18 protein-coding genes are annotated in these 24,804 nt (G+C 69.6%); 7 read left to right on the top strand and 11 right to left on the bottom strand.

Annotation, left to right across the window (positions count from 1 at the left end; genetic code table 11):
• Positions 1–11 precede the first annotated feature (11 nt).
• The 10 genes from ACH41F_RS36895 to ACH41F_RS36850 all read right to left on the bottom strand — a co-directional run bounded on the left by ACH41F_RS36895 (position 12) and on the right by ACH41F_RS36850 (position 10,060).
• Entirely contained in the window at positions 12–1,190 is a 1,179-nt protein-coding gene (locus tag ACH41F_RS36895; protein WP_398839465.1) for a PfkB family carbohydrate kinase, read from the bottom strand.
• Entirely contained in the window at positions 1,187–1,819 is a 633-nt protein-coding gene (locus ACH41F_RS36890) for a bifunctional 4-hydroxy-2-oxoglutarate aldolase/2-dehydro-3-deoxy-phosphogluconate aldolase (RefSeq protein WP_398839464.1), read from the bottom strand. Before ACH41F_RS36890 ends, ACH41F_RS36895 begins: the two co-directional genes overlap by 4 nt.
• Positions 1,816–2,577, bottom strand: a complete 762-nt coding sequence (locus tag ACH41F_RS36885; RefSeq protein WP_398839463.1) for an SDR family oxidoreductase — start codon at positions 2,575–2,577, stop codon at positions 1,816–1,818. Before ACH41F_RS36885 ends, ACH41F_RS36890 begins: the two co-directional genes overlap by 4 nt.
• Entirely contained in the window at positions 2,574–3,617 is a 1,044-nt protein-coding gene (locus tag ACH41F_RS36880; RefSeq protein WP_398839462.1) for a zinc-binding dehydrogenase, read from the bottom strand. Before ACH41F_RS36880 ends, ACH41F_RS36885 begins: the two co-directional genes overlap by 4 nt.
• A complete protein-coding gene (locus ACH41F_RS36875; protein WP_391231372.1) occupies positions 3,614–4,045 on the bottom strand; it encodes an RbsD/FucU domain-containing protein in 432 nt (143 codons plus the stop codon). Before ACH41F_RS36875 ends, ACH41F_RS36880 begins: the two co-directional genes overlap by 4 nt.
• Positions 4,039–4,938 carry an amidohydrolase family protein gene (locus ACH41F_RS36870; protein ID WP_391231371.1) on the bottom strand — a complete coding sequence of 300 codons (900 nt, stop codon included), beginning with the start codon at positions 4,936–4,938 and terminating at the stop codon, positions 4,039–4,041. Before ACH41F_RS36870 ends, ACH41F_RS36875 begins: the two co-directional genes overlap by 7 nt.
• A complete protein-coding gene (locus tag ACH41F_RS36865) occupies positions 4,931–6,256 on the bottom strand; it encodes an L-fuconate dehydratase (protein WP_398839461.1) in 1,326 nt (441 codons plus the stop codon). Before ACH41F_RS36865 ends, ACH41F_RS36870 begins: the two co-directional genes overlap by 8 nt.
• A gap of 93 nt (positions 6,257–6,349) precedes the next feature.
• Entirely contained in the window at positions 6,350–7,390 is a 1,041-nt protein-coding gene (locus ACH41F_RS36860) for an ABC transporter permease (RefSeq protein ID WP_391231367.1), read from the bottom strand.
• On the bottom strand, positions 7,383–8,948 hold the full coding sequence (locus ACH41F_RS36855; RefSeq protein WP_398839460.1) for a sugar ABC transporter ATP-binding protein: 1,566 nt from the start codon (positions 8,946–8,948) through the stop codon (positions 7,383–7,385). Before ACH41F_RS36855 ends, ACH41F_RS36860 begins: the two co-directional genes overlap by 8 nt.
• A gap of 47 nt (positions 8,949–8,995) precedes the next feature.
• Positions 8,996–10,060, bottom strand: coding sequence for a substrate-binding domain-containing protein (locus ACH41F_RS36850; protein WP_391231363.1), 1,065 nt, complete (start codon positions 10,058–10,060; stop codon positions 8,996–8,998).
• 485 nt (positions 10,061–10,545) lie between these two features.
• On the opposite strand from ACH41F_RS36850, the gene ACH41F_RS36845 reads away from it, so the two are divergent.
• The 4 genes from ACH41F_RS36845 (at position 10,546) to ACH41F_RS36830 (ending at position 16,895) form a co-directional block, all read left to right on the top strand.
• Complete coding sequence (locus ACH41F_RS36845) at positions 10,546–12,777, top strand: alpha-L-fucosidase (protein WP_398839459.1); 2,232 nt, start codon at positions 10,546–10,548, stop codon at positions 12,775–12,777.
• A 416-nt stretch (positions 12,778–13,193) separates the two neighbouring features.
• A complete protein-coding gene (locus tag ACH41F_RS36840) occupies positions 13,194–14,630 on the top strand; it encodes a hypothetical protein (protein ID WP_398839458.1) in 1,437 nt (478 codons plus the stop codon).
• A gap of 33 nt (positions 14,631–14,663) precedes the next feature.
• Positions 14,664–16,376 (top strand): phosphotransferase, encoded by a 1,713-nt coding sequence (locus ACH41F_RS36835; protein ID WP_391231358.1) that lies wholly within the window; start codon positions 14,664–14,666, stop codon positions 16,374–16,376.
• Positions 16,377–16,445: 69 nt separating this feature from the next.
• On the top strand, positions 16,446–16,895 hold the full coding sequence (locus ACH41F_RS36830; RefSeq protein WP_391231357.1) for a hypothetical protein: 450 nt from the start codon (positions 16,446–16,448) through the stop codon (positions 16,893–16,895).
• A gap of 82 nt (positions 16,896–16,977) precedes the next feature.
• Here ACH41F_RS36830 and ACH41F_RS36825 read toward each other — a convergent pair whose 3' ends face one another.
• On the bottom strand, positions 16,978–20,832 hold the full coding sequence (locus tag ACH41F_RS36825) for a helix-turn-helix domain-containing protein (protein WP_398839457.1): 3,855 nt from the start codon (positions 20,830–20,832) through the stop codon (positions 16,978–16,980).
• Between the two features lie 248 nt (positions 20,833–21,080).
• Between ACH41F_RS36825 and ACH41F_RS36820 the strand changes: the two genes are divergently transcribed.
• From ACH41F_RS36820 to ACH41F_RS36810, 3 genes are all read left to right on the top strand, one after another.
• Complete coding sequence (locus ACH41F_RS36820; RefSeq protein WP_391231355.1) at positions 21,081–21,602, top strand: hypothetical protein; 522 nt, start codon at positions 21,081–21,083, stop codon at positions 21,600–21,602.
• A 605-nt stretch (positions 21,603–22,207) separates the two neighbouring features.
• Positions 22,208–23,431 carry a cellulose binding domain-containing protein gene (locus tag ACH41F_RS36815; RefSeq protein ID WP_391231353.1) on the top strand — a complete coding sequence of 408 codons (1,224 nt, stop codon included), beginning with the start codon at positions 22,208–22,210 and terminating at the stop codon, positions 23,429–23,431.
• 16 nt (positions 23,432–23,447) lie between these two features.
• Entirely contained in the window at positions 23,448–24,617 is a 1,170-nt protein-coding gene (locus ACH41F_RS36810) for a cellulose-binding domain-containing protein (RefSeq protein WP_398839456.1), read from the top strand.
• The last annotated feature ends 187 nt before the right edge of the window (positions 24,618–24,804 follow it).

Raw genomic sequence — 24,804 nt, 5'->3', positions numbered from 1 at the left:
TCATGGGGCCGTCACCTTCTGACGGCGGCCGAGCCGCCTGCCATGAGTGCCTCGACCTCGGCGAGCGAGGCCATGGACACGTCGCCGGGGGTGGTCATCGTGAGGGCGCCGTGCGCGGTGCCGTAGGCCAGGGCTCGGCTCAGTCCGGCGGTGTCGAGGTCGGCCAGGGGTGCGGCACGGCCCAGTCCAGCGGCGCCAAGGCCCGCCACACGCGCGGCACGACCCGGCCCGGCGCCGTCGAGGCCCGCCACACGCGCGGCACGACCCGCCGGTCCGGCCGCGTCACCGCCGAGCATCAGCAGTGCGTAGATCAGACCGGCCGCGAAGGCGTCGCCCGAGCCGATGCGGTCCAGGACGTGCAGGCCGGGCAGTTCCGGGCCGCTGACGAAGCCGGTGCGGGGTGACCAGGCTGCCGAGGACCAGTCGTTGACGCCGGCCGAGGGTACGTCCCGCAGGGTGGTCGCGAGCACCTCGGCCTGGGGCAGCAGCGCGGCGACTTCGGCGAGGGCGTCGGGCACCTCGTCCGCCGCGACGCGTACCGCGCCCGGGTACGGCCCTGCCAGGCCCAGGGCGCCCACCACGACGTCGGCGTGGCGGGCGAGCCGCAGGTCGACCTCTCGGGAGGCCTCGGCGCCGCCCCGGCCGGTCCAGAGACTGGGGCGGTAGTTGGGGTCGTAGGAGACCCTGACACCGTGCCGTCGGGCGGCCGCCATGGCCTCGTCCGCGACGTCCGCGGTGGTGTCCGACAGGCCGGCGAAGACGCCGCCGGTGTGGAACCAGCGCGGCCCCGGGGAGAAGACGGCGTCCCAGTCGACGTCCCCCTTGCGCAGCTGGGAGACGGCGGTGTTCGCGCGGTCGCTGACGCCCACCGCGCCCCGGATGCCGTAGCCGCGTTCGACGAAGTTGAGGCCGTTGCGGGCGGTGCGGCCGATGCCGTCGTCGGGCACCCAGCGGATGAGGGAGGTGCCGACGCCGCCCTGGAGGATCAGGTCCTCGACGAGCCGCCCCACCTGGTTGTCGGCGAGGGCGGTCACGACGGCCGTGCGCAGGCCGAAGCAGCGCCGCAGTCCGCGGACGACGTTGTACTCGCCGCCGCCTTCCCAGACCTGGAAGGTGCGGGCGGTGCGGATCCTGCCCTCGCCCGGGTCGAAGCGGAGCATCACCTCGCCGAGGGCCACCACGTCGTTCACGTCGCGCTCTCGTGCACGGCCTCGGCGGTCAATCGGCGGATCTCGTCGTACTCGCCGCGCTCCAGGTGGGCGGGGGTGGCCATCCAGCTGCCGCCGACGGCGAGGACCGCCGGGACGGCGAGGTAAGCGGGCAGGCGTGCAGCGTCGATGCCGCCTGTGGGCACGAACCGTGCCTGGGGGAAGGGGGCCGCGAGGGCGCGCAGTATCGGGATGCCGCCGAGGGGTTCGGCGGGGAAGAGCTTGACGGTGTCGAGGCCGGACCGCAGGGCGCGCATCAGCTCGGTCGCGGTGGCGATGCCGGGCACCACGGGCACGCCCAGCTCACGGCACCTGGCGACGACTTCCTCGTCGAAGCCGGGCGAGACGACGAAGCGGGATCCGGCCGCCACGGCACGGTCCACCTGCTCGGGTGTGAGGACCGTACCGGCGCCGACGGTGAGCCCTCCGTGGGCGGCCATCGTCTTGAGCGCCTGCTCGGCGTCGGGGGTGCGGAAGGTGACCTCGGCGCACCGGGCGCCGCCCGCCGCGAGCGCGTCGGCCAGCGGGCCGGCGGTCACGGCGGAGGGCACGGTCAGCACCGGCAACACGCTGGCGCCGTCCAGCACGGCGGCCAGGTCGGTGTCGCTCATCGGCCGAGCCATCCGCCGTCGACGGGCAGGACGACGCCGTGGACGTAGGCGGCGGCGTCCGAGGCGAGGAACACGGTGGCGCCCGCGAGGTCGTCGGCGCTGCCCCAGCGGGCGGCCGGGATGCGGTCCAGGATGGCCTTGCTGCGGACGGGATCGTCCTGGAGGGCCTGGGTGTTGTCGGTGGCGATGTAGCCGGGGGCGATGGCGTTGACGTTGACGCCGTGCGGGGCCCACTCGTTGGCCAGGGCCTTGGTCAGTCCGGCGATGCCGTGCTTGGCGGCGGTGTAGCCGGGGACGGTGATGCCGCCCTGGAAGCTGAGCAGCGACGCCGTGAAGACGATCTTTCCGTGGCCGCGGGCCACCATCGCCGCGCCCACCGCGCGGGACAGGGCGAACTGCGCGTTGAGGTTGACCTGGAGCACCAACTCCCATTCCTCGTCGGTGTGTTCGGCGGCCGGGGCGCGGCGGATGGTGCCCGCGTTGTTGACCAGGATGTCCACCGGGCGCTCCCGTCCCGCCAGGTCGGCGCCCAGGGCGCGGACGGCTTCGGGGTCGGCGAAGTCGGTGCGGATCGCCTCGAAGGTGCGGTCCGCGGCCAGGACGTCCTTCTCCACGTCGCTGCCGGTGTCCTCCAGTTGGGCGCTGACGCCGATGACGTCCGCGCCGGCCTCGGCGAGGGCGCGGGCCATGGCACGGCCGATGCCGCGTCGGGCGCCGGTGACGACGGCGAGCCTGCCGGTCAGGTCGAAGGCGTTCACTGGTCGGCTCCCTGCGAGTTGTCGGTGCAGTCCACGAGGATCTTCATCACGTCGCCGCCGCCCTCCAGGGCCTCGAACGCGTCGGGCGCCTGTGCCATGGGGACGACCTTGCTGATCAGCTGCTCGGCCGGAACGGTGCCGTCGGCCACCAGGGTCACCGCTCGCTCGAAGTCGGTGCGGTCGTACAACCGGGCGCCCACGAGGGCGAGTTCGCGCCAGAAGAAGCGGTGCAGGTTCACCTCTCGGGGCCGGGGGTGGATGGCCACGAGGCACAGCCGCCCGCGCACCCCCAGCACGTCGACCGCCGTCTCCACCCCGCCCTGCGCGCCGGAGACCTCGAAGGCCACGTCCGCACCGGCGTCGCCGGTCCACTCACGGACCAGCTCGGGCAGGTCGTCGGCGGCCGGGTCCCAGGTCGTCAGCCCCAACTTCTCGGCGAGCCGCCGCCGGTGAGGGCTCAGCTCCACGACCCGGACCTCCGCTCCGGCGGCGCGGGCGACCAGGGCGATGAGGACGCCGACGGGACCGCCGCCGACCACGACGGCCTTCTCGCCCGCGCGGACCTGGGCCCGGCCGACGTCGTGCACCGCGACCGCGGTGGGCTCCACGAGGGCCGCGTGGTCGAGCGGCAGGGAGCCGGGCAGCCGTACGAGGGTCGTGGCGGGCACGGTCCAGCGCTGCTGCATCGCGCCCGGCGAGTCGATACCTATGAAGTCGAGGTGCTGGCAGATGTGTTGATGGCCGGCGCGGCAGGCCGGGCAGGTGTCGTCCCAGCGCAACGGCATCACGGTGACCGCGTCACCGGGCGACCAACCCTCCACACCCTGACCCACACGTATGACACGGCCGGACATCTCGTGCCCCAGCACGGCGGGCGCGGTGACCCGGGCGTCCATGTCGCCGTGGAAGATGTGCAGATCGGTGCCGCAGATACCGACGTAGGCGGGGGCGATCTCCACCTGGCCGGGGCCGGGGGGCAGGTTCTCGGCGGGCGCGGTGTCAAGGGTGCGGGCGGCGAGGTAGCGGACGGCGAGTGTCATCTCAGGGTCCCTTCGGCGCGGACGCCGATCGTGAGCAGCAGGTTGGCGTAGGTGCGGATGTCTGCGGTGACGACGGCGAGGGCCAGGTCGGGCGAGCGGGCCGCGTCGTAGAACGCGAAGCGGCCGAGCGTCTCGACTTCGACGGGTGCCAGCATCGAGCGGTACTCGGCGATGGCGGGCGGCTCCGGCTCGCCCTCGGGCGGCACCATCACGTGTGCCGACTCGACGGGCAGGGCCCGCAGCAGGACGTCGAGCACGGTGGTGACGTCCAGCAGCCCCGGCGCCAGGTTGAGGTGGACGGTCCTGGCGCGCGGGCCGGTGGCGGTGCTCGCCGGATAGTGGCCGTCCGCGAGCAGGACCCGGGCACCGTGCCCGGCGCCCGCCAGGGATTCGAGGATGCCCGGGTGCAGGAGTTCGGTCATCAGCATGCGGTGCGCTCCTTCCTTGCAGCGGGGTCGAGGCCGTAGAACGTGGTGGCGGTGGCGGCGAGGACCGCCTCGGTCTCGGCGGCGGAGCAGCCGGCGAGGAGTTCCTCGGCGGTGGCGGCCCAGCGGTTCCAGCCCCCGGCGAGGACGCAGACGGGCCAGTCCGAGCCGAACATCAGCCGGTTGGGGCCGAAGGCCGCCAAGAGGACCTCCCACACCGGCCGGATGTCGTCGACGGTCCACGTCTCGTGGTCGGCCTCGGTGATCAGTCCCGACACCTTGCACCGCACGTGGGGGTGCGCGGCCAGCTGTCGCAGGCCCCGCTCCCAGTCGGCCAGGTCACGTCGGGCGATGGGGGGTTTGCCGGCGTGGTCGAGGACCAGGGGAAGGTCGGGGAGGCGTTCGGCCAGGCGGATCGCCTGGGGGAACTGGTGGTCGCGGATGAGCAGGTCGTACCCGAGGCCGCGTTCGGCCACCGCCCGCAGTCCCCGCTCCACCGAGGGCCGTTGGAGCCAGGTGGCGTCGGACTCGCCCTGGACGAGGTGGCGTACGGCCCGCAGGTATGTACCGCCGGGCCCGGCGCGCAGGGCGTCGAGGGTGTCGCCGATCGCCGGGGACGTGAGGTCCGCCCAGCCGACGACCGCGCCGACGAGTGGGTCGCCGTCGGCGAGGGCGAGGAACTCGCGGGTCTCCTCGACCGACGCCACGCACTGGACGAGCACCGTGCACTCCAGCCCCCGACCCGCGATCGGCCTGGTCGCGGCAGCGCGGAGGTCGTCGGCGCCGAAGCTGCGGCGCAGGGGCTCGTGTCCGGGCTCGTCGAGCCAGGACTGCGGCCGGATGTCCAGGTCCCACACGTGGTGGTGGGCGTCGACGAGGACCTGGGCGTCAGACACGGGCCGTCCAGACGGGGCCGTCGGGGTAGGTGTACTCCTTGAGGGAGGCGGGGTGCATCTGTGCGCTCAGCCCCGGCAGGGCGGGCGCGAGGTAGTGGCCGTCGGCCATGCGGACCGGGTCGACGAAGTGCTCGTGCAGGTGGTCGACGTACTCGATGACGCGGTCCTCGGTGGTGCCGGAGACGGCGACGTAGTCGAACATCGACAGGTGCTGCACCATCTCGCACAGACCCACTCCCCCGGCGTGCGGGCAGACCGGCACGCCGAACTTCGCGGCGAGCAGCAGGATCGCGATGTTCTCGTTGACGCCGCCGACCCGGGCGGAGTCGATCTGCACGATGTCCACCGAGCCGGCCTGCAGGAGCTGCTTGAAGACGACCCGGTTGGCGATGTGCTCACCGGTGGCGACCTTGATCGGGCTGAGCGCCTTGCGGACGGCGGCGTGGCCGAGGATGTCGTCCGGTGAGGTGGGCTCCTCGATCCAGTACGGGTCGTAGGGGGCGAGGGCGCGCATCCAGTCGATGGCCGGCTGGACGTCCCATCTCTGGTTGGCGTCGACGGCGATGCGGATGTCCGGCCCGACCGTCTCACGGGCGGTGCGCATGCGCCGTACGTCGTCCTCCAGGTCCGCGCCGACCTTCAGCTTGATCTGGGTGAAGCCGTCGGCGACGGCCTCTCGGGCCAGCCGGGCGAGCTTCTCGTCGGAGTAGCCGAGCCAGCCGGGCGTGGTGGTGTAGGCGGGGTAGCCGCGCTCCAGCAGACGAGCGATCCGCTCCTCGCGGCCCGGTTCGGCACGGCGCAGGATCTGAAGCGCCTCCTCGGGGGTGAGGGCGTCGGACAGCCAGCGGAAGTCGACCTGTGCGACCAGGTCCTCGGGCGACATCTCACCGAGGAAGCGCCACACGGGTCGGCCCGCGCGCTTGGCGGCCAGGTCCCAGGCGGCGTTGACGACCGCGCCGGTGGCCATGTGGATGGCGCCCTTCTCCGGGCCCAGCCAGCGCAGTTGGGGATCGTGCACGAGGGAGCGGGAGAAGGCCCCGAGGTCGGCGCAGACCTCTTCGACCGAGCGTCCGACCACGTGCGGGGCGAGGGCAGCGATGGCGGCGGCCTGGACGTCGTTGCCGCGGCCGGTGGTGAAGGCGAGGGCGTGGCCCTCCAGGGCGTCGGCGGCGTCGGTGCGCAGGACGACGTAGGCGGCGGAGTAGTCGGGCTCGGGGTTCATGGCGTCCGAGCCGTCGAGGTGTTCGGAGGTGGGGAACCGCACGTCCAGGACGTCCAGGGCGGTGATGCGGGCGGATGCGGGCAGGGTGGAGGACATGGCGGCAACTCCTGTGAGGGCAAGGGGGAATCGGGCCCTTGCGACGAGCGGTGAACGCGGCGCGGGGCGGGCGGCCTGCGACGGCCGCCCGCGTCAGTCCTGGACCTTGCCGCCGGTGATGCGGGAGATGGCGAGGGCGACCAGGATGATCAGACCGTTGAGGGCGCCGATCCACTGGGCGGGGACGCCGCCGAGGGTGAGCACGTTCTGGATCATGAAGAGCAGCAGGATGCCGCAGAACGCGCCGAACATGGTGCCCTTGCCGCCGTTGAGGCTGATCCCGCCGATGACGGCGGCGGCGAACACGGTGAAGATGTAGCCGTTGCCCTGCGCGGAGGCGACGGAGGCCAGCCGGCCGGAGAGCAGCAGTCCGGCGAGTGCGGCGAGCAGGCTGCCGCTGACGAGGACGATCCACAGCACCCGGTCGGTGCGGATGCCGGCCGCCTTCGCCGCGTCGACGTTGCCGCCGATGGCGTACAGCGAGCGGCCGAAGCTGGTCCAGCCGAGTACCACGATGGCGACGGCGAACAGAGTCAGGCAGATCCAGATGGAGGCGGGCATCCCGAGCCACTGCGCGGTGCCGAAGTAGAGCATCGACTGCGGCAGTTGGAAGAACGTCTGGCCGCCGGAGATTCCGGTGAGGATGCCGCGCAGCACGATCAGCATGCCGAGGGTGACGATGAAGCCGTTGAGGCCGAAACGGATGATCAGCAGTGAGTTGATCACGCCGACGAGCACGCCCACGGCCAGGGTGACGGGGATCGCCCAGGCGCCGGAGAGCAGGCCCAGTCCGTGTCCGGCGCCGGCGGGGACGACCAGCCAGGCCGCGACACCGGGCGCCAGGCCCATGGTGGACTCCAGCGACAGGTCCATCTTCTTGACGATCAGGATCATCGTCTGGGCGAGGACGAGCAGGGCCATCTCGGACATCGTCTGCAGGACGTTGATGAGGTTGTCCGTCTGCAGGAAGACCGGGTTGACGATCTGACCGACGATCGCGATGACCACGATCGCGGGGACGAGGGCGAGGTCGCGCAGCCGGGCCAGGGGGATCCGGCCGCCGAGCAGCGCGGTGCGCCTCTGCTTCGGTTGCGCGGCCTTGGCGGCTGTGTCCGCGAGGACGGTTTCAGGCATTGAGGTCCACTCCTTCCATCGCGGCCACGAGGTCGTGGTCGTGCCAGCCGCGGGCCATCTCTGTCGTGACCCGGCCCTGGAACATCACCAGGACCCGGTCGCACATACGCAGGTCGTCGAGTTCGTCGGAGGCGATGAGCACTCCGGTGCCGGTCCGGGCGGTCTCCTCGACCTTGCCGAGGAGGAATTCCTTGGAGCGCACGTCCACGCCCGCGGTCGGGTTGATCAGGACCAGCAGCCGCGGGTCGTCGGCCAGGGCGCGGGCCATGACGACCTTCTGCTGGTTGCCTCCAGACAGGGCGGAGACGGGCAGTTCGGGGCCCGGCGTCTTGATCGCCAGCTTCTCGATCATGTTGTCGGCGAGCCGGTCGCGTCGGTCACGGCTGAGCAGGCCGTTCCTGCCGAGCCGGTGGGGCACGGACAGGGTGGCGTTGTCGGCGATCGACATGTCGGGGACGAAGCCCTGGTGGTGCCGGTCCTGGGGGACGAACCCGGCGCCGGCGGCGAGCGCGGCGGGCACGCTGCCCGGGCGGGGCCGCCGCCCGGCGATCTCCACCTCGCCGGTGGCGGCCGCCCACAGCCCTACGACGGTCTCGGCGACCTCGGTGCGTCCGCTGGCGGCGGCACCGGCGAGGCCGACGATCTCACCGGCGCCCACCTGGAGGGTGACGTCTTCGTAGGTGCCGTCCCTGCCCAGATCCCGCACGGACAGCGCGGGGGCCGCGGCGGGGTCGAGGGTGCTCGAGCGCACCTGCTGCCGGTCGGCCGCCGCCTCGCCGGTCATGGCGGCGACCAGCTCGGTGCGGGGCAGGTCCGCGACGGGGGCGGTGACGATGTGCCGGGCGTCGCGGAACACCGTCACCATGTCGCAGATCTCGTAGACCTCCTGGAGGTGGTGACTGATGAACAGGAAGGTCACGCCCTGGCGTTGCAGGTCGCGGATGCGGTCGAAGAGCCGGTTGATCGCGGCCGCGTCGAGCTGCGCGGTGGGCTCGTCGAGGATGATGAACCGGGCCCCGAAGGACAGCGCCCGGGCGATCTCGACGAACTGCCGCTGCTCGACGCTGAGTTCGGCGGCCGGGGACTGCGGGTCGACGTCCACCGACCAGGTCGAAAGGAGTTCCTGGGCCCGGCGGCGTACGCCGGTCCAGCTGATCAGCCGGCCCCGGCCGTGGTGGTGGCGGTTCAGGAAGAGGTTCTCGGCGACGGTCAGCGTGGGGATGATCGTCGACTTCTGGTAGACGCAGGCCACGCGCTGCCGCCAGGCGTCGCGGTCGCTGAGCCGGGGGGCCGGCTCGCCGCCGAAGGTGACCGTTCCCTCGTCGGGGTCGTGCAGGCCCGTCAGGACGGAGACCAGGGTCGACTTGCCGGCTCCGTTGCGGCCGACGAGTGCATGGGTCTCGCCCGGCCGGATGGTGATGCGGGCGCCGTTGAGGGCCACGGTCGGACCGAATCGTTTGACTATGCCCGTCGCCTCGACGAGGGGCGGTGTCGCGGGAGCCCGTCCGTCGTCCGCCGGGGCGGGTGCGGGGGTGACTGCTCGCTCCCCGTCTCTCATGTCAACCGCCTTGTAGTGGTGAGCCGTTGGGTGTCTGAGAGTCCGGGTCAGCCGAGGTTGTTGCCCCAGAGCGACGTGTCGTCACTCTTGACGCTGGGCACGCCGCCGTAGGTGCCGCCGTCGGCGGTGACCAGCGGAGCGGAGAGCTGGTCCTCCAGCAGACCCTCGCGGGCCTGGATGATGGTGCTGTCGTGGTCGGTCTTGCCGGGCTTGAACGTCTTCCCGTCGATCGCGGCCTTGAGGTAGTACAGGGCGTACTTGGCGTACAGGTCCGCGGGCTGGGAGACGGTGGCGTCGATGTGGCCGGCGGCGATGTCCTTGAGCTCCTCGGGGATGCCGTCGTTGGACACGACGAAGACGTGCTTCTTGTCCTTCGGATCGACCAGCAGGCCCTTCTGCTTGAGGACCTGGAGCGTGCCGGACAGCGCGAAGCTGGACTGCATGTAGACACCCTTGATGTCCGGGTGCTGGGTCAGCCGGGTCTGCAGCTTCTGCGCGGCGACCGCGCCGTCCCAGTTGGTGGCCTCGCCGAACACGGTGACGCCGGGGTAGTTCTTCTTCATGCAGTCGTTGAACGCCTCGGTGCGGTCACGGCCGTTGATGGAGTCGAGGCCGCCCTGGAGCATGACGACCTTGCCCTTGCCGCCGAGCTTCGTGCCCAGGTACTGGCACGCCTTCTCCCCGTAGGCGCGGTTGTCGGCCCGCACCACCATGAACACATTGCCGCTGTCGGGCCGGGTGTCGACGGTGACGACCGGGATCTTCTTCGCCTCCAACTGCGCCAGCGTCGGCGCGATGGCGGCGGTGTCCTGCGGCGCCATCGCGATGCCCTTGACGCCCTGGCTGATGAACGTCTGCGCGTTGGCGGTGAGTTTGGCGACGTCGTTCTGGGAGTTCGTGGTCTTCAGATCCAGCCCCAGTTCCTTGGCCGACTCGGGCGTGTACTTGATGTACGAGTTCCAGAAATCGGTGTCGGAGCGCGGGTAGTCGACGCCCACGAGCGGCTTGCCGCTCGACGATGCGGTGGTGCCGGAGCCGCTGCCGCAGGCGCTGAGCAACGTCAGAGCGCAGACGACGGAGGCGGTGGAGCCGAGTGCGGTTCTCAGTCTCATGGGTACTTCCTCGCGCTGGTCCCGGAGGCGGGGTTGTTGCGCCGATGCGACGGCTGTGTGTCGTCGGCGGAGAGATGGGATGTTTATAGAGCGGGGGAAGTGAGGCTGTCTATAGGGCGTGACAAATACACTGGACAAGACCGCCCGATGATCTCTCCCAGATTGCCCTCGAGCTTCCTGAGTGGCCGATCCATCCCATCAATGATGCGTACTCGTGATGCGCCGACGGCTTGCCTGTGGACTGCCCGTGTGGTGCCGCACCCGATGCCGGGCCCCAAGACATTCCATGTTTACCGTCCCTGCAATGCGCTGATAGCGCCTATACATGGTCAAATCTCCATACTGATACGGGTTTTCATCCCTGTACACCCGTTGACATCAGTACGTCACATGGTCGAACTTCATGCTTGGCCTCCGACGCTCCAGCCCCGTCGGCGTCCCGCGTCTCCCCCAGTCCCCCGTGCCCCTACCTCAGGGATGTCCTCATGTCGCGTTCGCTCAACAGACGCCAGTTCCTGTCCGCCGCCACCGGCGTGGCGGCGGCAGCCATATCCGGGGGCGGCCTGGGCGCCGGCGTCGCCCAGGCGGCGCCGAACACCTACACGCCCGACTGGAACTCGGTCGATCAGCATCCGCCGGCTCCGGAGTGGTTCCAGGACGCGAAGTTCGGGATCTACTTCCACTGGGGCGTCTTCAGCGTCCCCGCCTTCGGCAACGAGTGGTATCCGCGGACCATGTATCAGGCGGGCGACAGCGTCAACCAGCACCACATCGCGACCTACGGCCAGCCCTCGGCATGGCCGTACCACAACTTCATCAACGGGGCGAAGGACCTGGCGGGCAACTTCGTGCAGTTCGCGCCCAAGCTGAAGTCGGCCGGCGGGAACTTCGACCCCGACGAGTGGGCACAGCTGTTCGTCGACGCGGGCGCGAAGTTCGCGGGGCCGGTCGCCGAGCACCACGACGGCTACTCCATGTGGAACAGCCAGGTCAACGAGTGGAACTCGGTCGCCAAGGGTCCGAAGCTCAACCTGCTGCAGCTGTTCACCACGGCGATCCGGGGCAAGGGCCTCAAGCTGCTGGTCGCCATGCACCACGCGTACCACTACAACGGCTTCTACGAGTTCGCCCCCGCCCAGACCGACCCCAGCCTCAAGAAGCTCTACGGCCAGCTCGGTGCGGCCGCGGAGAACCAGCTCTGGTACGACAAGCTCAAGGAAGTCATCGACCTGGCGCAACCGGACATCCTGTGGCAGGACTTCAAACTGGACGCGGTCGACGAGCAGCAGCGCCTGAACTTCCTGTCCTACTACTACAACCAGGCCAACGCCTGGGGCCGTGAGGTCGTCGCCACCTACAAGGACGGGTTCAACGGCAAAGGCGAGGTCTTCGACTACGAGCGCGGCGGACCGGGCGACCTCACCAGCCCGTGCTGGCTGACCGACGACAGCATCTCCAGCTCCAGCTGGTGCTACACGCAGGGCATCGGCTACTACAGCAACCAGCAGATGCTGCACTCGTTCCTCGACCGGGTCAGCAAGAACGGCAACGTGCTGCTGAACATCGCGCCGATGGCCGACGGCACCATCCCCCAGGCGCAGAAGGACATCCTTCTCGCCATGGGCAACTACCTGAAGCGCTTCGGCGAGTCGGTGTACTCGACCCGCGCCTGGGCCGTGTACGGCGAAGGCCCGACGAAGATGGGCGGCGGCGCCTTCACCAATCCGACAGCCGGCACCCCGCAGGACATCCGCTTCACTCGCAACAAGGCGGGCAACGTCCTGTACGCCACCGTCCTGGGCTGGCCCGGCAGTTCGGTGACGATCAAGACGCTCAGCTCGGACCGCATCAACCTTTCCTCGCTGACCTCGGTGAAGCTGCTCGGATCCACCGCCGGCACCTACATCGACCTGCCCGCACCCACGCAGACCTCCTCCGGACTCACCGTCACCCTGCCGTCCTCGGCGCCGTACAGTGCCGGCGCCTACGTCCTGAAGCTGACCTTCTCCGGCGCCATCCCCGGCCTGCTGCCGCTCACCGGCGCCGCCGCCTTCACGGACGTCAACTACACGGGCAGCTCTGCTCCGTTGCCCGCCGGCGACTACACCGCGGCCGACCTGAGCGCGGCCGGACTGGGCACCCGCACCATCTCCAGCCTGCGCCCCGCCCCCGGCTACCAGGTGATCGGCTACTCCGGCGACAACTTCACCGGCACCGCCTGGACCTTCACCGCCGACAACCCGGACCTCCGGGTCACCGGCAACAACGACCAGATCACCTCACTCAGGGTCCAGTTCAACCCGTCGAGGTACTTCCGGATCACCAACGTCACCAACGGTCTCGCCCTGGACAGCGGTGGCAACGTCGCCTCCGGATCCAACCTCAAGCAGTGGAGCTGGGACTCCAGCACCAACCTCCAGTGGCAGGCGGTCGACGTGGGCGACGGCTACTACAAGCTGGTCAACCGCACCAACGGCATGGTCGCCGACAGCTGGGGCAACACCGCCGACGGCGCCCCGGCCCAGCAGGCACCCTGGAACGGCGGCCCCAACCAGCAATGGAAGATCACCTCCCGGGGCGGCAACAGCTACACGATCGCCAACCGCACCACCGGCCTGGTCCTCGACAGCGGCGGCAACGTCACCTCGGGCTCGGTCACCAAGCAGTGGACCTACGGCGCCAGCACCAACCTGCAGTGGACCTTCACGGCGCTGTGACCCCTGGGGCGCCATGACCCACGGCGGCGGGCACGCCCTCGGGCCTGCCCGCCACGTTCCCGGTGTCTTGGCCTGACTGGTCTACATGGCCCCCGGCCTGCTGCGCCCACACGGACCCGAGCGTCGCGGGCGGTCGGCAGGCGGCATCGCCGACTTGGTCGCCGAGGCTCGGCAGGGTCAACGGAGCGGTGAAGTCCGTTCGCCGCCGCTGGGTGCGGAGCCTGTGCTCCACACCGGACGTACATGCCATGTGATCTGCGAGGATGTCCTGATCGGCACCTGCACCGTCCGGCCCGCCTTCTCACTCTTCCCGACGGCGCACGTGCCTGCCATCATCAACTGCGGGATGACGCTCTTCACTGTCGTGACAAACGCTTTGGGGTCAGATGGCAGCCAGAGGCAGGGGCGCTCGGGGAGTGCGCAGAGATGTGGCGCGAGGCCGGGACATCGAGGCCTCCAGGCTCGCCGCATTCGTCCTGAGTGAGGCAGCCAGGGAACGTCGGCGCATCCGCATCGAGGGCGCACACTGCACAGGAACCCTAGACCTGCGCCAGGCCAACCTAGGCATCCCTCTTGAGCTCGTGAACTGCGTCTTCGAAGGCGAGATTCTGCTCGACGGGGCCGTATTGGAGTCCGTGGACCTCACCGGGAGCACCGCAGCGGGTCTGCGCGCCGACCGGATGCGGGTCCATGGAGATCTGCTGCTGAACGCGATGCGGATCGGCGATGCCGGAAGCCCGGCGGCGCCCATAGGCGATCCCGGCTTCGACGGCGATCGCTCGGTCGTCTCCCGGCGCGTCCCGGACGAGTCGGTCGTCGCGGCCCTGCGTCTGACCGCCGCACGCATCGACGGTGGTCTGTCGTTGGAGGGGACGACGCTCGGCGGGCCGGGACCCTGGGCGATGTTCGCTCCCCTGATCGCCATCGGCGGCTCTCTGAGCGCGAGCCGCCTGGAGACCTCCGGCGGCCTCTACTTGCGGGACGCACGTGTGGGACAGTCGGTCCTGCTCGACCACGCCGCGGTCGGAGCAGTCGATGCGACGGGACTGAGTTGCGCGCTCGGCTTCTATGCCGACTGGGGTTTCACGTGCAGGGGGCCGGTGCGGCTGCGGGGCGCAGTTGTCGGAAGCGTCGTCACGTTTCACGATGCCATGCTTTCCGGGCCTGCCGGCGCCGCCGTGCTCACACGGCTGCGAACGCCGCGGCTTCGCGTGGATTTCCGGGCCCCGCCGATGGGAGCACTGGTGCTGCGCGACAGCAGGATCGGTTCGTACGTCGACTCTCCCAGCAGTTGGCCGGCACCCGGCGGGCTCGACGTGGAGGGCCTCGTGTACGAGCGGCTCGGTTCGACCGAGCACGTCGGGGTCAAGCAGCGGCTGGCGTGGCTCGCAAAGGACACGGCAGTGGGCGCTGGTTCCTTCGAGCAGTTGGCCACTTCTTATCAACGAGCCGGTCACGAGCGGGCCGCCCGAATGGTTCGCCATGCCCGCGAACGCCGATTACGACACGAGGAACGGCTGCCGGGGCGGATATGGAGCTGGCTCCAGGACGTCCTCTTCGGCTACGGATACATACCGGGGCGTGCCCTGTTGTGGCTGGTGCTGCTGGTCGGCTTCGGATTGGCCTGGTTCACCGCACACCCGCCGGCACCGGTGCCGGGCGGTGTGCGCCGCCCCTGGGATCCCGTGCTGTATTCACTCGACTTGATCGTCCCCATCGCCAATTTGGGGCAGCGCACGGCTTGGGAGCCGACCGGCATCGACAAAGCGATCGCGGTACTGCTGATGTTGGCCGGCTGGCTGCTCGCCACAGCGGTGATCGCGGGCGCGCACAGGGCGCTCAGCCGCAACTGATCCGTCGTCGGGCACGGATGGAGGAGAGGACCGATGGGTCTGGAACCCCTTGACGCCTTCCAGGACATGGGGGCCGAAGCGATCCGGGCTCTTGACCTCTGGCTCGACCAGACCCGCCGGACTGTATATCTGGAAGGGTGGCTGTCCGGTGGCAGCGGGGCGAAGGTTGCGTTGGTCTATATCGAAGAAAGGGGCGCCGACCGCAAGGCGGTGCTGAAACTGTGCCCGGCAGGCGACAAGACTCAAGACGAATACCGGAAGACGAAATCAGCCTGGCAGGACGCCCCGCCGGGGTTCCGCCGCCATCTCCTCGCACCGCTTTGGGAGCCCATCGCGGTGCCCGTCAACGACACGTGCGCAGGAACCCCCTGGTTCATGTTCCAGCGTCTCGCGGGGGGCAGCACCAAGAACGTCACCGATTTCGCACAACTGCCGTGGGACAAGCGGGCGTCAGCCTACAAAGTTGTGACACGCGCCCTGCTCCAGAAATGGGGCGAGGCGGACAAGAAGCGTGGTGTGACCGTCCAGGCTTTCATCAAGGAGCTGTTACAGGATCGGCTGGACGACCGACAACCGCTGCGTGAATGGGCTGCGCGAGACGCCAGGCTCTTCGAAGAGCCTACGGAACGACTGCTGTTGCCCCACGAGACCGAGGACCTTGTCAATCCGTTCCTGCTCGCCAAGGAAACCCGGTGGGGCGAAATGGCCCTGCGCCGTACCTTCTTCGGCAGGGCGCACGGCGACCTGAACCTGGGCAACATACTCGTACCGACGGGTGGCGGCACGAAGAGCTTCGTACTGATCGATCTCGCCCGCTACAGCGAGGCAGCACCATTGGCGCGCGACCCGATCCAATTACTGCTCCACGTCGTTGCGGACCGGCTCGCGGAGCGAGGGTGTGGCTCTGCCGAGAGGTCAGCCTTGTTGCGCGTCCTCTCCGACTCCGAGAGCTCGGCGGGCAGCCTGATTCGCCCCGAACTGTGGGCCGTGATCTGCGCACATCGGCAGTTCGTCCCGGACTGGGCCGCATCGCTGCTGGACGAGTGGGCCGACAACCGCATCCTGTCCCTCGTGGCATGTGCCCTGATGTTCTGCGGACGCAAGGGAGTGTCCGAGGAGAACCGAATGTGGTTCCTTCGACTTGCCGCACACGCCGCCACGCACTACGTCGAGGAGTGGGAAGGGGAGGGAGTGAAGGACCCGATGGAGGATCCACAGGCGGAGCCGGCCCCTGCCGTCAGCACGGAAGCACCGGATGCCGGCCCCGGGGGCGAGGGCGTTGTGGTGCACGTCGACTTCGAGAGACGGCACGAGACCCGACACGAAGCCCAACTGTCGGTACCCCTGGTGGGCGCTGTCGCACAGGCAGCCGAGTTGGTGGAACGGCTGCACGCAGACGTGGAAGACCTCCGTATGGAAGTAGCGGGCTTCGGCACCTCTTCGCACGGCCAGGATCTGCACATCCAGGCAACCATGGCCCGCTATCTGACGGACACCGCGATCGAAGCGACGCATGAGCTTGTCGCGTTGCGACTCCAGAACAGCAGCACCGACTACCGCGGGCTGATCGGATACACAGAAGCGCTGGGAGATCTCAAAAGACAGGTTGCCGTGACGCGGCAGGAGGTCCATTCCCTCGGAGTGCCGGCACGCGAACCCGCAGACCTCCTGCGAGTACGTCTGACGGTGGAGAAGCTGCGGCAGGTCACGGCAGATCTGCGCGGGGCGGTGAACCGGCTCAGGTAGGCCGGAGCACATGGCGGGCGATGTCTACAAGACGTGGCAGACGGGCGGAGCACAGTGACTTCCGCGCTGGTGAAGCTTGTCGTCGCCACCACCAAGGCATGCGAGGACGGCTGGGAGGCGTTGCTCGGAAGGTCCGCTCAGGAGATAGAACCGGATTCGCTGGAGACCGTGAAGGAGGCATTCGTCGACTGCCAGAAAGAAGCACGCGGACTGTCTGCCGGGGTGACCCCCGCCGCCCAAGATGACCTTGCGGCTTTCCTGAAGGCCGTCAGGTCAGCGGACAAGTCCCGTCGTGTCCTCGCGGGACTCGTCGCGCAGCGTGAGCGATTCACACGAAGAAGCGCCTCCGCCGCCGCGAGGGACTTCGAGGCCATGGAGGACAGACTCGACAGCTTCATGGAGGACCTGAAGACAGTGGCCAAAAGGGGCAAGGCACTTCAAGGCGTGCTGAAGCGGTCCGAGGCCCGGGTCCAGCGCCCCAGGGAAATCAAGATAGTGATAGACGACGAGGCGGGCTGATCCCCCGCAGTTCTCCACATCCGGCGGCGGTGCGGGGGTGGACGGCAGGCGGCCCGGGCTGGGGTCGTCCACCGACAGCTGCTCAGCAGGTCCGTCGATAGGGGATGTCGCGGACGTGCATGTGCCATTCGTCCGGGGACAGCCCGGCCCCGGCACGGTCGCATGCCAGGGTGGCCGCCTGGCTGGTGGTGATGTCGTATGTCTGCAGTGGCACGTGCTCGCCTGCCGCGTACAGGGTTTTGCTGTCGGGGCTGAAGGCCAGGGCCAGGAGGGCTGTGCCTGGGGTGGGGAGGGCGGAGCCGATGGGGCGGTTGGCGTCGGGGTCCCATAGCCGCAGTGTGCCGTCATCACCCGCGGCTGCCAGGATGCGCCCGTCAGGGGAGAACGCCAGCGACGACACACGCCTAGGCGTGCCGTCACGGACCGGAGACGCGGGAAGGACGCCACGGGACTTGTGGGCGTCGCCATCCCACACGGTTACCTGACCGGATTCATCGCCGGCTGCGAGGTACTTGCCATCCGGGCTGAATGCCAGTGCCGTGGTCGCGCCGGAGGTGAGTGCACGGCGTGTGATCCGGCCGGACCGCAGATCGAGGAGTTGGCCGTGGTTGGTTGCCAGGATGCGCCCACCGGGCTTCACCGCCAGGGTTTCACCGCCGATGCCGCGAGTCTCACGGCTCTTGCCCCCACTGCGCAGGTTCCAGAATTCAAGCCGTTCGTCTTCTGGTGTACGGGAGATCACCAGCGACGTCCCGTCCGGGTGGAAGGTGACGCCGTTGACGGAATACGCGAGAGCGCCAGGTTTGTCGGGGTCGGTCCGCGTCACGGTCAAGGACTTGGTGATGCGGTGGCGCGGAACGTCCCACAGGGACAGCTTGTCCGGCAAGGAGGAGGACACATCCGGCTGGGTGACGCCATAGGCGAGGATGCGTCCGTCGGAGCGGAAGACCATGTGCACAGGGCAGGTCAGGGGACTGTGCCGCCCTTCGGGGGGAGTCGGGCAGGCGGCCGACGGCAGACTGGCCGTGTGGGTGCCGTTGCGGCCGTCGTACAACCGGATCTGCGCCCTGCCGGTGCCGGTGTCCTGATGGGCGACGGCCAGCGTGCTGCCGTCCGGGCTGAAGGAGGCCGATACGGCGGGTCGGCTCTGCCAGTCGGCGTCCACGACCCCGTCGAGGGACAGAGAGCGCACCACGGTCTGGGACCGCCCCGCGAAATAGCGGATGCGGCGTGCTTCCATGTCCAGCCTGAGGTCACTGACCGTCTCGTCGGAGAGCGGATACCGGAAGACAGGGGCGGCGGGCGCAGCGGTCCGCCACAGCAAGACCTCGTCGGGGTCCGTGGCGGCCATGAACCTGCCGTCCGGGCTGAACTCGAGATCTTCCAGTCCTTCGTGTCGAAGCTTCGGCAGTTCCCGCCCCGAAGTGATGTCCCAGCGCCGGATTCCTGTTGGGCCGCGCAGGATCATGTGCCGGCCGTCGGGGGTGAACTGGAAGTCTTCCTCGGAGCAGTTGGCGGCCGTCGTCATCGGGGTCCACGCGGTCGGCAGCTTGCGGCGCCGGGGGATGTCCCAGATCTGCAGGCGTGCGCCGGGCAGGCACAGCGCTATCAGTCGGTCGTCCGCGCTGACCTGAGCATCGGGGAACGGGTAGTTGATCACCCAGCGCTGTTGGTGCAACCGCCGCATGGCCCAGTCCGAGACGTCGTACACCTCCCCGGGACCGACTTGGGGCAGGACGCTGTCCGTGCGGCGCTCCAGCAGCACGCGCCGGGTTTTCATGTCCCGGACTTGGATCGCCGTCTGGGATCCCCGGATGCTTGTGTTGTATAGGACAAGCGTGCGGCCGCTCGGACTGATCTCGGCTCCGTCGCCGCTTGCCAGACGCTGCCCCTCGTCGCGGCCGGCCCGCACGTCCCAGATCCCTACCTTGTCTCCGCGGTACAGCAGAGTAAGTCGTCGCAGGTCGGCGCTCATCACGCCGGCGTAGGCCAGGTCGCCGCCCAGCCCGGGGAAAGAAGCGGTCCGCCGATGGCTGCGCAGGTCCCACGTCACGACCTGCTTCGCGCCGACGCTCACCAGGGTTCGGCCGTCACCGCTGAGGCTACGCACGGCGGCCGGATCGGCATCCGGGTCCGTGAAGGCGTCCTGCTCTTTCTGCACCGCGGCGCTCATCAGCGCCGAGCGGCTCTCGGGCAGGTCAGCCAGAGTCCACGAAGCGATGCTCAACCGCATCGCGGTCACCGGGTCCGACGCCCGCAGGCTCTCGGCCAGGGCAGCGATCCTACGGGCCTCGGCCTGCAACCGCTCCCGCTTCTCGGACTCACTCTGCTGCCACGCGATCACACCCGCGACAAAGGCGAGCACGATCATGAGCGACAGGCCCACTCGCAGACGGCGCAGGCGTCGACCGGTGCGGGACGCAGCGCGTTGTTCCTGTTCGCGCGCGGCGAGACTGGCGGTGAGGAAATCGTGCTCCAGGTGGGTCAAGACGCCCGGAGACGCGTCGCTGAAGTGCTCCAGGCTGGTAGCCAGACGGCGGCCCCGGTACAGGACGCCCGCATCGCGGCCCAGTTCCTCCCAAGCCCGTGCCGCCTCGGTCAATTGACGGTGGGCACGCAGGCGGTCACGGTCTTCTTCGATCCACCCGCGCAGTCGCGGCCACGCGCTCAGCAGAGCCTCGTGGGCTATCTCGACGCTGGTGTCGTCCACGGTGAGCAGGCGTGCCCGGGCGAGGGCTTCCAACACATGGCCAGTCTCCTGCCGGCCGGCGCCTTGCAGTTCTCCCCTTTCGGCGGGCCGACGGGTGTCGGGGGTACCGTCACCGGGAGCCACCAGGCGCAGCAGCACCCGACGGGCTTCTGCCGCCTGGCCTTCGGTGAACTGGGCGTACAGGTCCTCAGCGGTCTTGGTGACCGCCCCCTCCAGACCCCCGGCGGCCTCGTAGCCAGCCAGGGTCATGATCTTGCCACGGCGGCGGCGCCAGGTCTCCAGCAGCACGTGGGAGAGCAGCGGCAGCCCCCCAGGAGCGTCGGCGACCTCGTCGACGAGGCGAACGGTCAGGGCGCGTTCCACGATCAGTCCGTGTGCCTGGGCTGGTTTGACGATGACCGCGCGCAGCGCGTCGGCCCCCATGGGTCCCACCGGCACGGTGGACTCCCGTATGGCTGCGGCCAGTTCGGGATGAGCCAGGCAGTCGGCATAGAAGTCGGCGCGTACGCCGAGGACGACGCGCAGCCGGCTTGAGGGCCCGGCGGCAGCCAGCAGACGGGCGATGAAGTCAGCCCGCTCGTCGGGGTCGCGGCAGAGGGTGAAGACCTCCTCGAACTGGTCCACCACCAGCCAGGTGTCCTGCTCCCCCGGGGCTGGCACGCACACGCCGGCATGAGCGCGCAGTGGGTGCTCGCCCGGGGTGAGGATCCGCACCGCCGCCGGCCGGTCGGGTCCCTCGAGGCTTCGCAGGCGTGGAATCAGCCCCGCCCGCAGCAGAGATGACTTGCCGCTGCCGGACGGCCCGAAGACCGCACTCACCCGGTGTTGCGTCACCGCGCGGACCAGTCCATCGGTCACCTCGTCCCGGCCGAAGAACAGTTCCGCATCGCCCGCCTCGAACCGGGCCAGGCCACGGTAAGGGGAAGGGATGCTCTCGTCCTCCACGAGATGGGCAGCTCGGGCCTGTTCCGTGACCGCCTCACGCCAGCGCCGCTCCCACTCCTGCCTGTCGCCGCCACACGCCCGCACATAGGCCAAGACCACTGGCAGGGATGGCAGTTGCTCGCCCTTGGCCGCTCTGGACAGGGTGGAGACCGAGACCTCCACCTCCCGGGCCATCTGCCGGTAGGTGACGCCGCCCGCTTCCTGACGCAGCTTGCGCAACTCGAACGCAAACCGCTGAACCGGTCCCGCCCCCGGATCGAGGTCCGCCTCCGGACGCCCCACATCGCTTCCTTCCCCCGTGTCTGCCGCATGAGCAGCAACGACGTCTCATCCCAACACACGCCCCACCCCCCTGAAAGGCACCATCTCGCCAACCCAAGGCTGTGACCTGCCTTGTTTCGCGCCCGCGAGACGGCTGTGCAACAACCCCGGCACCGCTGAACTCGAGATGCCGGGGTGGTGCAGACCGGCAAGCCCGAGGCCATGTGGCGTCGGTGTCTGTGTATCCGCACCTCAACAAGGAGACGTGAATGAAGAAGCGCGTTGCTCTCTTGGCCGCGTCGGCGGTCGGCGCTCTGCTGGCGGCGACCGCGCCGGCCCAGGCCGCGACGGACGACTGGCATGTGATACCGAGCCGGACCGGTGACCTCGTCAACCACAAGGCGTCCGGCTGGACCCTGCACGCCTACGACGGACCGACCTCTCCCTCTGCCGTAGTGCAGGCCGAGGGGTGGGGGCGCGTCGACTGGGGGCTGGGATCGAGCGAGTCCACCGGATACACCGTGGAGGTACACGCCGGTGCAAAGGACTTGGCCCGCGACGGCAGGTGCGCCGTGACGGTGGTCAACTACGACGTCAAGGTCAACGGGAGCTGGCACAACGGGCAGGAGCGCTCCCCCGCGATCGACTGCACTGACGGCGACGGCGCGGTGACCGGCAAGTACTACCGGTCGAACTACAAGATGCGCAACGTGCGCTTCAGGGAATGCCTCGGCGGCCCCGACGGCTCCTACGACTGGACGACCTGCAAGGACTGGTCCTGGTCGGTCTAGGAAGAGCAGCAGCCACGGCGGCATCACCGGCTCGCTGCATGGTGACGCCGGCCATGGCTGCGCTGTTGGGACGGCGCACGCAGTGAGGGGCGGCAGCCGGAATGTCTTCCGGCTGCCGCCCCTGTCCTGTCTCATCGAAGGCAGTGGGACCTCAACACCGACGGCACGGCCACCGGCATCCGCTCCGACCTGCGCCCGGACCTCACCGGCCCCTCCTGTCAACGACGCCCCCATCCCACCGTGGACCTGCAACAGCGCCACCAACCAGCCGCGAACCTCAGCTGACTCCACCCCTATCCAGCGGCGGGCACCCCCGGCTCGGCCAGAACGAAACCCACGACAGCAGCCACACCCCTTGTCAGGGGCATGCCCCTCTTCTACAGTCCCCGGATACGGACACCGTGGGAGCGCTCCCACACGCACGGTGTCCCAGCACTCACTCCCCTCCCTCCGAGAGGACCCCCAGACGAACGTCACGGCGCCCCGTCACGAAGAAGGCGGATCCCCCCATGCAGCTTCTTTCAACCCCCCGCTTGCCGGCCCGAACGCGCACCGCCACATTGCTGGCGGCGCTCTGCTGCGCCGCGTTACCCGTCCTACCCGTCGTGGCCGCGGCGGCCCAGCCGCCCGCGGCGAGTGCCGCCGCGACTGAGGTCCTGGGCAACGCGACCCACTTCGCCGGGCTCGGCAGCCCTTACGGCGGCTGCGGTCTGCCGCAACGCGAACTGGACAGCCAGGACTTCGTGGCGCTCAACGTGTTCAACACCCCCGGCGACTACGCGAGCACCTACCCGCGCCCGGTGCCGGACTCAAGCGCGTCGGTCAAGGGCGCCTTCGACAACGGCCGCAACTGCGGCCGCTGGGTCAAGGTCACCATCGGGGACTACTGCACCGGCACCAACGACGGCGCCCCGGGCCAGTCCTTCTGCCGCAACGGCTCCTGGGTGGCCGACAAGTACAACGGGGCCACCCTGACCATGCTCGTCGCGGACAGCTGCGCCGATGCCAACGCGTGGTGCCGGGACGACCCAAACCACCTCGACCTGGCAACCGACTCCCTCAACCGCTTCCGGATCGGCGGCGCCCCGGTGGGGACGATGTACCCGGACCGCTGGAACAACCGTCGAGTCTCCTGGAGCTTCGTCCCGGCCCCGGACTACAGCGGTGACATCCGGATCGGCTTCCTCAAGGGAGCCCAGCGGTACTGGCCCGCGATCGCCGTCTCCCATCTGCCGGGCGGCATCCACGGCGTCCAGTACCTGGCGAACGGCACCTGGACCGACGCCGTGATGAACAGCGACATGGGGCAGTCGTACGTCATCGGCGCGACGGCGTCCGGCGGAAGCAGCTTCACCATCCGGATCCGCGACGCAGCCGACGCCTGGCTGGGCGGCGGCCGTACGTACTCCTTCTCGCTGCCGTCAGGCTGCGCGGGAGGCTGCGCGCAGGACTACACCCCCGCCCCCTACACCACCGGCAGCTCTGGAGGGACACCACCTTCCACTCCCGCGCCGAGCCCCTCGGGCGATACCGCCTGCACGGCGGAGTGGAAGCTGACCGGCTCATGGCAGGGCGGGTACCAGGCCGACGTCACGGTCACCAACACCGGATCCCGGCCGGTCACCGACTGGTCGGTGCACCACACCCTGCCGGGCGGTGTGACCGTGGTGAACCGCTGGAACGCGGTGGTGGATCCGTCCCGACCCGCCACCACCGTTCACAACGCCTCCTACAACGGCTCGCTGGCACCGGGCGCGTCGACGACCTGGGGGATGACGCTCAGCGGCGACGCCCGAGACCTCGGCACACTCTCCTGCACCGCGTCCTGACTCCCGGAGATTGATCATGACCATGACTTCATTACGCGTGCGCCGCCGCCTGCCGCTCTGGGCGCTGGTGCTGACCGTGGTGGCGGTGGCCCTTCCCGCCATCGCGACATCGCGCGCTCAGGGCGCGGCGACCGGCTGCGCGGTCACGTACACCACCAACGAGTGGTCCGGCGGCTTCACCGCCCAGATCCGCGTCACGAATCTCGGCGCCGCCCTGAACGGCTGGCGTCTGGAGTGGACCTACGGCGGCGACCAGCAGGTCACGTCCGCCTGGAACGCGCAGGTCACCCAGTCGGGCAGCGCGGTGACCGCTGTGAACGTCGCGCACAATGCCGTGCTCGCCGCCGGCGGGTCCGTGGACTTCGGGCTCCAGGGCACCTGGCGCACCGCCGCCCCGGCGCCCACCGCCTTTGCCCTCAACGGCACGCCGTGCGGCGGAACCGCGAGTCCCACCCCGACGCCGCCCCCCTCGCCGACACCGACAGCCCCGGCGCCGGCCGAATGCGCCGGGGCGACGATCTGCTCCGACTTCGAGGACCAGACCGGTACCGTGCCTTCGGGCCCCTGGCAGACCACGGCACCCGACTGCCAGGGCACGGGGAAGGTCAGCGTCGACACATCCGTCGCCTACAGCGGCACCAGGTCGCTGCGCGTCGACGGCGGCGCCGGCTACTGCAACCACGTCTTCGCAGCCTCCACCCGCGATCTGTCCTCCGTAGGGCCCGTGGTGTACGTACGCATGCGGGTCCGGCACACCACCGCCCTGCCCGCCAGCCACGTCACCTTCGTATCCATGCCGGACGCCTCACAAGGCGGCAAGGCGCTGCGCGTCGGCGGGCAGAACGGCGCGCTGCAGTGGAACCGCGAGACCGACGACGCGACGCTGCCGGAACAGAGCCCGGCGGGAGTCGCGCTCAGCACGCCGCTGCCGACCGGCCGGTGGCTGTGCCTGCGGTACCAGATCGACACCACCGCCCAGTCCATGCGCACCTGGGTCGACGACCGTGAGGTCGCCGGACTGCTCGTGGACGGGGTGGCGACCCAGGACGTCGACGGGCAGTGGCTCGCCCGCAGGACCCCTCCCCGTCCCACCGGCCTGCGTCTGGGGTGGGAGAGCTACGGCGCCGGGGCCGACACGCTGTGGTTCGACGACGTGGCCCTGGGCTCCTCACCGATCGGCTGCTGACGCCCGCGTGGGATCCGTCGGGAAAACCGGGTCTGAACGCGCGGCAGTTGGCGATTCCTTGATCCGTACGGCACGCAGTACCCGCCTGGTGGACCGGTCAGCCGCAGGCCCTCGGCCTTGGCCCGGCTCACCGGTTCGTCGATCAGCGGGGCATCGAGCTCATCGATCCCTTACGGCAACGAGGAGA

It is taken from the genome of Streptomyces sp. NPDC020489 (assembly GCF_044386545.1).
Lineage (GTDB): Bacteria > Actinomycetota > Actinomycetes > Streptomycetales > Streptomycetaceae > Streptomyces.
Note: the sequence above shows the minus strand (reverse complement) of the source record. Positions and strands in the feature narration are given on the sequence as shown.